The organism is Mycobacterium sp. E796 (assembly GCF_001672815.1).
Classification (GTDB): domain Bacteria; phylum Actinomycetota; class Actinomycetes; order Mycobacteriales; family Mycobacteriaceae; genus Mycobacterium.
Map to the genome: position 1 here is coordinate 20,402 of NZ_LZKK01000286.1, position 7,854 is coordinate 28,255.

At 68.6% G+C, this 7,854-nt stretch carries 6 protein-coding genes; 5 read left to right on the top strand and 1 reads right to left on the bottom strand.

Annotation, left to right across the window (positions count from 1 at the left end):
• Positions 1-31: 31 nt before the first annotated feature.
• Genes eccCb through A5706_RS21960 form a run of 4 tightly spaced genes read left to right on the top strand, consistent with a single transcriptional unit; the run spans position 32 to position 5,490 of the window.
• On the top strand, positions 32-3,598 hold the full coding sequence (gene eccCb / locus A5706_RS21945) for a type VII secretion protein EccCb (RefSeq protein ID WP_068135242.1): 3,567 nt from the start codon (positions 32-34) through the stop codon (positions 3,596-3,598).
• A complete protein-coding gene (locus A5706_RS21950; RefSeq protein ID WP_068135245.1) occupies positions 3,595-4,830 on the top strand; it encodes a type VII secretion-associated protein in 1,236 nt (411 codons plus the stop codon). The genes eccCb and A5706_RS21950 overlap by 4 nt, the downstream gene beginning before the upstream one ends.
• Before the next feature lie 38 nt (positions 4,831-4,868).
• Positions 4,869-5,180 (top strand): WXG100 family type VII secretion target, encoded by a 312-nt coding sequence (locus A5706_RS21955; protein ID WP_369831934.1) that lies wholly within the window; start codon positions 4,869-4,871, stop codon positions 5,178-5,180.
• A gap of 13 nt (positions 5,181-5,193) precedes the next feature.
• Positions 5,194-5,490: a WXG100 family type VII secretion target gene (locus A5706_RS21960; protein ID WP_068135249.1), complete on the top strand. Its 297-nt coding sequence runs from the start codon at positions 5,194-5,196 to the stop codon at positions 5,488-5,490.
• Between the two features lie 54 nt (positions 5,491-5,544).
• Here A5706_RS21960 and A5706_RS21965 read toward each other — a convergent pair whose 3' ends face one another.
• Positions 5,545-6,987 (bottom strand): oxygenase MpaB family protein, encoded by a 1,443-nt coding sequence (locus A5706_RS21965; RefSeq protein WP_197517934.1) that lies wholly within the window; start codon positions 6,985-6,987, stop codon positions 5,545-5,547.
• Between A5706_RS21965 and A5706_RS21970 the strand changes: the two genes are divergently transcribed.
• Positions 6,974-7,854: hypothetical protein (locus A5706_RS21970; RefSeq protein ID WP_156767272.1), on the top strand; the 881-nt coding region annotated here is incomplete at its 3' end. The genes A5706_RS21965 and A5706_RS21970 overlap by 14 nt on opposite strands.

The window sequence follows — 7,854 nt, forward strand, 5'->3', positions numbered from 1 at the left end:
GCTTACCGTCGCCAACCGGTAGGAGGCCGACATGACACAGTGTTTCGTGCCCGCGGTTCGCCGGCCGGCACCGGCGGTCGCGGCTGCGGACATCACCGTCGACGCACCGCCCGGCCTGCCCCCGAGGGGATCACCGAGGTTGCTGCCGGTCGTGCTGTCCCTCGCGACCCTCGCGGTCATGGCGGTGGCCTTCCTCACGGGATCGTCGGCCGCGCGCCACCCGATGTTTGTGGCGTTCCCGGTGATGACGCTGCTTTCGCTGGCGGTGACCGCGACTGCCGGGCGCGGCGAGCGGCGCCGCCGCAGCCTCGACGCCGACCGGGTCAACTACCTGGCGTACCTCAGTGGGCTCCGCGTCGCAGTCAGCGAAACTACTGCAGCGCAGCGGAATTCACTCCTTTGGACCCATCCGGACCCGGACACACTGTGGACGTTGATCGGCGGACCGCGGATGTGGGAGCGGCGAGCGTCCGACCCCGACTTCTGCCTTGTCCGTGTCGGGCTCGGCACCCAGCCACTCGCGGCACGGCTGGTGGCGCCTGAGCCCGCTACCCACGAGCCGTCCGACCCGGTCACGGCGGCGGCGTTGCGCCGCTTCCTGAGCGCGCATTCGCTCGTTGCGAGGGCGCCCGTCACGGTCGACCTGGGCGCCGACGGGAGGGTGACGGTGGACGGCGACCCGGCCGCCGTGCGCGGGCTGCTGCGCGCGATGATCTGCCAGCTAACCGTGCTGCACGCTCCCGACCAGTTGCTGGTCGCGGCGGTGATCGGCGACCGCAACCGGGCCGACTGGGATTGGCTGAAGTGGTTGCCGCACAACCAACATCCGAGCGCCGCCGATGCGGTGGGGTCGGCCCGCTTGGTGTATCCAAGCATGGCGGAGGCCGGGCAAGCGCTCGCCGGCGTGGCGGGGCCGCACGTGATCGTGGTCTCCGACTCCGGCGAGCGGGTTGCGGCTGGGGCGCCGACTGGGGTCACCGTCCTGGAAGTCGGCGCCTGCGCCGACGGCGCGCCGGTGACTATCCGGCGGCCGGACGAGCCTGAACCGTTGCCGTGTCACGACCGGTTGGAATTGGTGGACGCGCTGACCTGTGCGCGCCGGCTGGCCGGCTACCGGGCCGGCCCGGCCGGCTCCGACCCGATCACGCTGTGGAGCAACCAGGACCGTCGGGACCGACTGTGCGTGCGGATCGGCACCACGATCGATGGCGCACCGCTGGATCTGGACATCAAGGAGGCCGCGGAAAACGGCATGGGCCCGCACGGGCTCTGCGTGGGTGCCACCGGGTCGGGCAAGTCGGAGTTACTGCGCGCCATCGCGCTGGGCATGGTCGCACAGCACTCCGTCGAGGTGCTCAATCTGCTGCTCGTCGACTTCAAGGGTGGCGCAACGTTTCTCGACTTGGCGCGGGCGCCCCACGTCGCGGCCGTCGTCACCAACCTGGCCGACGAGGCGCCGCTGGTTTCGCGCATGCGCGACGCACTCGCCGGCGAGATGGACCGCCGGCAACGGCTGCTACGAGGGGCCCGCTGCGCCAGCGTCACCGCCTACGAGCGCGCGCGCCGGGCCGGGCGGCACTTGGTCGCCCTGCCGACGCTGATCGTCATCGTCGACGAGTTCTCCGAAATGCTCAGCCGGCATCCCGAGTTCGCCGACACGTTCGTCGCTATCGGGCGGCTGGGGCGGTCGCTCGGCATGCACCTGTTGCTGGCCAGCCAGCGGCTCGAGGAGGGGCGGCTGCGCGGACTGGAAGCCCACTTGTCCTACCGGATCTGCCTGAAGACCCTGTCCGCCGCCGAGTCGCGCGCGGCTTTGGGAACGCTTGACGCATACCAATTACCCAACACCCCCGGCGCGGGCTACCTCCGCGCGGGCAGCGACGAGCCGATCCGCTTCCAGGCCGCGTTCGTTTCGGGACCGCGGTCCGTGGACATGCCGGTGGGCGAATCGGTGGTGCGGGTCTTCAGCACCCGGGCGACCGGCCCGCTCCGGGACGCCGGGGGCGCCTCGCCGGTCCGGACCGTCCTGGAGGAGGTCCTCGACCGGCTCGCCGGGCACGGACCGCCCGCGCACCAAGTCTGGCTGCCGCCGCTGGACGCGGCACCCGCGCTGGACACTCTGCTCGGCGAAATGGTGTCCGCGCCGGACGAGCTGAGCGTGCCCATCGGCATCGTCGACCGCCCCTTCGAGCAATGCCGCACCCCGCTGGTGGTCGAATTATCCGGAGCCGCGGGCAATGTGGCCGTCGTCGGCGCGCCCCGATCGGGCAAGTCGACCGCGCTGCGCACCCTCGTCACGGCCTTGGCGGCCGTTTACGACCCGGCGCGGGCGCGGTTCTACTGCCTGGATTTCGGCGGTGGAGCGCTCGGCGCGCTGCGCGACTTGCCGCACGTGGGTGCCGTCGCCGGCCGGACCGAGCCGGACCTGGTGCGGCGCATGATCGCCGAGATGGAGTCCACCGTGCGGTCCCGGGAGGCCGATCGAGCCGGGCTGGGCACCGATTCATTCGGTGACGTGTTCCTCGTCATCGACGGCTGGGCAAGCCTGTGTCACGAGTTCGGCGATTCCGAGGCGTCGATCACTGCCCTGGCGGCTCAAGGGCTTTCGTTTGGCGTCCACGTGATGTTGTCGGCGTCGCGGTGGGCCGAGATCAGGCCCGCGCTCAGGGACCAGATCGCCACCCGCATCGAGCTGCGGCTTGGCGATCCGGCCGATTCCGAGATCGACCGCAAGCGGGCGCGGGACGTGCCGCACGACAGGCCCGGTCGCGGCCTTTCCCGCGACGGGCTGCACATGCTCATCGCGCTGCCCACCGATCGGGTCTGTCATGGCCAGTCGGCCGCACCGCCGATACCGTTGCTCCCGACGCACGTCGACCACGAGGCCGTCGTCAGTCGGGCGCGGGCGCGTGTCGTACTCGGTCTGGAGGAGCGCCGATTGCAGCCGGTACCAATCGATTTCGAGCTGCACCCGCACCTGCTGGTCCTTGGGGATAACGAGTGCGGCAAGACCGCCACGCTGCGGACCCTGTGCCGCGAGATCATCCGGACGAATTCCGCCGCCGAAGCCCGGCTGCTGATCGTCGACTTTCGGCGCTCGCTGTTGGGTGTCGTCGAGTCGGAACACCTTGCCGGCTATGCCGTGTCGTCGTCCGCGCTGAGCGGCGTGCTGCCCGGTCTGCTCGATGTCCTGGCGAGGCGGATGCCCGCGTCGGACGTGAGCCAGGCCCAACTGCGTGCTCGATCCTGGTGGTCCGGACCGGACATCTACCTGGTGCTCGACGATTACGACCTGATCGCAAATCCGGGCGGCAACCCACTCGAGGCGGTCGCCGAATACCTGCCGTACGCAAGGGATATCGGGCTGCACCTCGTCGTGGCCCGGCGTAGCGCCGGCGCGGAACGCGCACTGTTCGAACCGCTGCTGGCAGGACTGCGCGACCTCGGGTGCATGACGCTCATGATGAGTCGGCGCCCGGACGAGGGCGCCCGGTGGGGGTCCGGCCGCCCCGTGCGGTTGCCGGCCGGTCGTGGCGTCCTGACCACTCGTCCTGGCGACGAACAGCTTGTCCAGGTGGCCTGGAGTCCGCCGCCATGAGCCGCCACCGCGCGCTCATCGAGGCCGGACCCGGCACGATCAGCCGATTTTGTTGTGGCACAGCCGAAGCCACGGCCGAGGTCGCGAGGGAGGCACTGGGCGCCATCGACGATCGGGTGGCGCTGGTCGGCGGTCGCCCGGTCGCCGTGGATTCGCTCTGGCGGTCGGCGCTGCGGTCGCTCAAATGTGAGAAGTGCGACGGCCTGGTCCTTATTCATCCGACCTGGTGGCCCTTGGCGCGTGTCGCCGTGGTGACCGCGGCGGCCAGGGCCCTGACCGACGAGGTGCTGGTGCGTCGGCGGTCTTGGCTGCTGGCACAGGCATCCGACCCTGAGCCCGTGGTGGTGGAAATCGCCGAGCGGCTGGTCGTGATCACCGGGCCCGAGACTGTCGCGATACCCCGCGGGACCGACGAGCATTCCCTCGCCGAGGAGGCCGTCGTCGTCATCGCCGCAATGGCGCGGGTGACATCGGCCGGCGTCGTGATCGACGGGCCCGGGACGGTCGCCGGGGCGCCGGGGCTCGGGCGGGCGATCGCGCGGGCGCTGCTTGATGGCGGCCTGGCGGCCGTGGAAATCGGTGATGCCCAGCTGCCCTTGTTGGCGCGATCGGCGCTTCCGCTCATGGCCAACCCCACCGCGCCGCGCGTCATCGCGCCGGCAGACCCTCCCCGTCCCCGCGCGCGGGTCGTAGGTGCGCTGGCCGGGGCCGCCGTCGCGTTGACGGCGTTTCCCCTGGCGATCGCGACGGTGCCGCCGGCGGCCCGTCCTGGCGCCTCGACCCCGGGCGCGGCGCAGACGGTGCCGACGACGTTCCTGGTGGAGGGCCGCGTGGCGCTAACGGTGCCCGCACGCTGGTCCGCGCAGCGGGTGGTCACCGGGCCCGGGTCGGCGCGGGTGCAGGTGACCTCGCCGTCGGATCCGGAAGTGGCGCTGCACATCACGCAGTCACCGGTGGTGGACGAGACGCTGGGCGGTGCGGCAGAGCGGTTGCGACGGGCCATCGACGCGGAACCGGCCGGGGTGTTCGTCGACTTCAATCCAGGCGGGACGAGCGGCGGCCGGCCCGCGGTGACCTACCGCGAAGTGCGCGTCACCCACCACGTGCGGTGGACGGTACTGCTGGACGGGCCGGTGCGGATCAGCGTGGGGTGCCAGAGCCGTCCCGGTGACGAGGCGGCCGTCCGCGACGCATGCGAGCAGGCGGTGCGAACCGCCCACGCGATCGGATGAGACGGAACCAAACGGAAGTCGTCACAGTCCAACTTGATATGGCGAACAGACTGAGCACGGACTTTGATCTCATGCACTCCGTCGCGGCGACGACGGACGCCCGCAACGAGGAGATCCGGGCGATGCTTCAGGCTTTTATCGGCCGCATGGGCAGCGTTCCGTCGTCGGTATGGGGTGGGCTGGCGGCGGTGCGATTCAAAGATGTGCTGGATCGCTGGAACGCCGAATCGACCCGGCTCTACCGCGTTCTGCAGACGATCGCCGAGACCATTCGCCACAACGAGGTCGCGTTGCGGGAGGCCGCCGAGAACCATGCGCGCCACATCGCCGCCGCCGGCGGAAACCTGTGAACGGGGCGAGGCCGTGGACCCGCTGCTTTCCTACAACTTCGGCGAAATCGAATGCGCTGTGCGCCAAGAGATCCACACCACGGCGGCCCGATTCAATGCGGCGCTCGAGGAGCTGAAATCACAGATCGCCCCGCTGCGGGAACTGTGGACCCGCGAAGCCGCGGCCGCGTATCAGGGCGAGCAGCTGAAGTGGCACCAGGCGGCCAGCGCGCTCAACGAGATGCTGGTCGACCTGGGAAACGCGGTGCGCGACGGCGCGCAGGAGGTGGCCGACGCGGACCGTCGCGCGGCAGGGGTGTGGTCGCTGTAAGCCAGCTAGCCCTGTGTGGTCCCGGCGGGGGAGAGCCGCCGGGACCACACAGTCTTACGTGCGGCGGGACTTGGGCTTCGAAACTTTCCACCCGCGGGCGAGGTGATCGGGCATGTCGAACGACGCGCGCACGCCACCCCGCTCGAACTCGAACGCACTCTCCAACAGCTCGCGCCCGAAATCCTCGGCGATGCGATTGACGAATTGGTAGCGCGGCAAGGCGCGGACGATCAGGCTCAGGACGTTGGTGGAGAACCAGTCGGCGACCCGCGCGAGCTGTTCGAGTTCACGGCGGTGGTGCAAAGGCGGCACGAGCAGCAGGTCGGCGGTCTTGTCGCCGATCAGGTGTCGGATCAGCGGCGGGATCGTCTCATCGAACGCCTTGGTGGGCGTGAGTTCGTCGAGCAGCGCCAGGAGCGCGCGGGTCATGTGCTGCCCCTCGCGGGATGCCGTGAAGCGCCGTCGCTTGATGGCGTCGAGCAGCGCGTTGGCCTCGGTGACGGTGCGCGGACGCATCTCGTCGAGCACGCCCATCAGGTGGCCGATGACGGTCCAAAGGTGTAGGTACGCGTCGATCTCCTTGGGGGGCAAGCGCACACCGAGGGCTCGTAGCGGGTCTCCGACCACATACCAGAACGACAGGATGGTCCCGGCCATGTCCTCCTGGTTGATTGGTTTGCCCCAACGGTGGAAATCCCAGATGCCGGGGTGCTTAGTGGCGCGGTCCTTGATCAGGTAACGCACCGCGGCGTGCATCAGGCGGACGTGCTGAATGGCGCGCAGGCCTTTGCCGCCTGGATCGAGGCCGCCGACGGTGCCTACGTCGATCAGGAACTGGCCGGTCTCCATCACTCGCCGCCGCGCATGCGTGTCGAGCTGGGCAGTCAGATACAACACCTTGACGGCGTCGGCGTCCGCGTACGCCGACGGCAGCGACGCGCAGAACAGGCAGAGCGCGATGAGCAGCCCGTTCTTCTCGAACACCTGCTGCCCCAGCTTGATCTTGTCCGGGTCGGCCCAATCGGGCAGGGATAGCGAGGTTTTCAGGTAGCCCCGGACCTCCTGGGGTAAATCCTTTGGCGCCGGCTGGTCATTGCGTACAAGCGTGCGCATGATCTGATTGACCTTGTTGACGCCGTCCGGGCCGTCAAACACCTCCTTCACGACTTTGTCGGCCCACTTGTCGCCCACGTGCCGCATGCGATTCAGGTCTGTGTTTGACCATCTCGAGCTTCCATTTGCGCCCGCCATGTGCACAGCATTGCAGATTCGGCGCTGTAGGCGAAGGCCCAATTTGCCATGAGAATTGTTAGAAAAGCGATGCGATGCCGCACCAAAGGCGGTGCGCCGCACCAAGAAGTTATCGATCAGCGCCGAGACGGTAACGCGGTAGGGTACGCAGTTTTCACGTACTCTTTTTAGATTCTTGTCGCCACCAATTTGCATCCGTGTTATTTGGCCCCGATTCGCGAGGATGGACACGATGGTCGACGTCAACGACGAATTCATGCACGAGTCCGGGCCGCACCCGGATTGGCAGGAAAGCTTCTTTTTCAGTTGGTTCGACGCCGAATCGGACGCGGTGGGATTGGCGCGGATCGGATATCGGCCTAGCAATCACACCGCCGACGCGATCCTGTACACGATGCGCGATGGCCGCGTCGAGGGCGGTTACGCCAAGCTGCACGCCCGCTACTCCGGCACCCCGCAGCCCGACCACCTGAAAGTGGGGGCGTTGGAGTTTCACATGATCGAACCGATGTCGAAGTGGCGGCTATTGCTGCGGGGCCGCCACGAGGTCGACCTGACCTGGACCGCGCTGCACGCGCCGTTCGATTACCACGCCGAAGCGCCTCCCGGGGCGCACCTGCCGTCGGGCATCGCCGACACCCACATGGAGCAGTCCGGGTGGGTCACCGGCCGGGTGAGAATGAACGGATCGACCTACCCGATCGACGGCCTCGGCCAGCGAGACAAGTCCTGGGGCGTCCGCTTGTGGAGCAGCATCGAGCGCTGGGACTGGAACACGGTGCTGCTAAGCCCCGACTTCACCATGAACTGCACCCACCTGTTCGAGGATGGCCGGGCCTACCCGACCGGCTACATCTTTCACGACGGCGCCTGCCACGCGGTGGCGCAGTTGATCGTGGACCACGAGTGGTCCGGCCATCAGGTTCCATGCGCGTCGCGGATGGTGGTCACCGACGTCAGCGGTTTGCGGCTCGAGATTCGCGGCCGCGTCATCGCCCAATCCTGTTTGTGGAAAAGGGGTTTGGTGATCCAGGAGTCCGCGACGCGGTTCGAAACGATCGTCGACGGTCGACCGTTCACCGGTCTCGGCATCACCGAGCACGCGTGGCACGC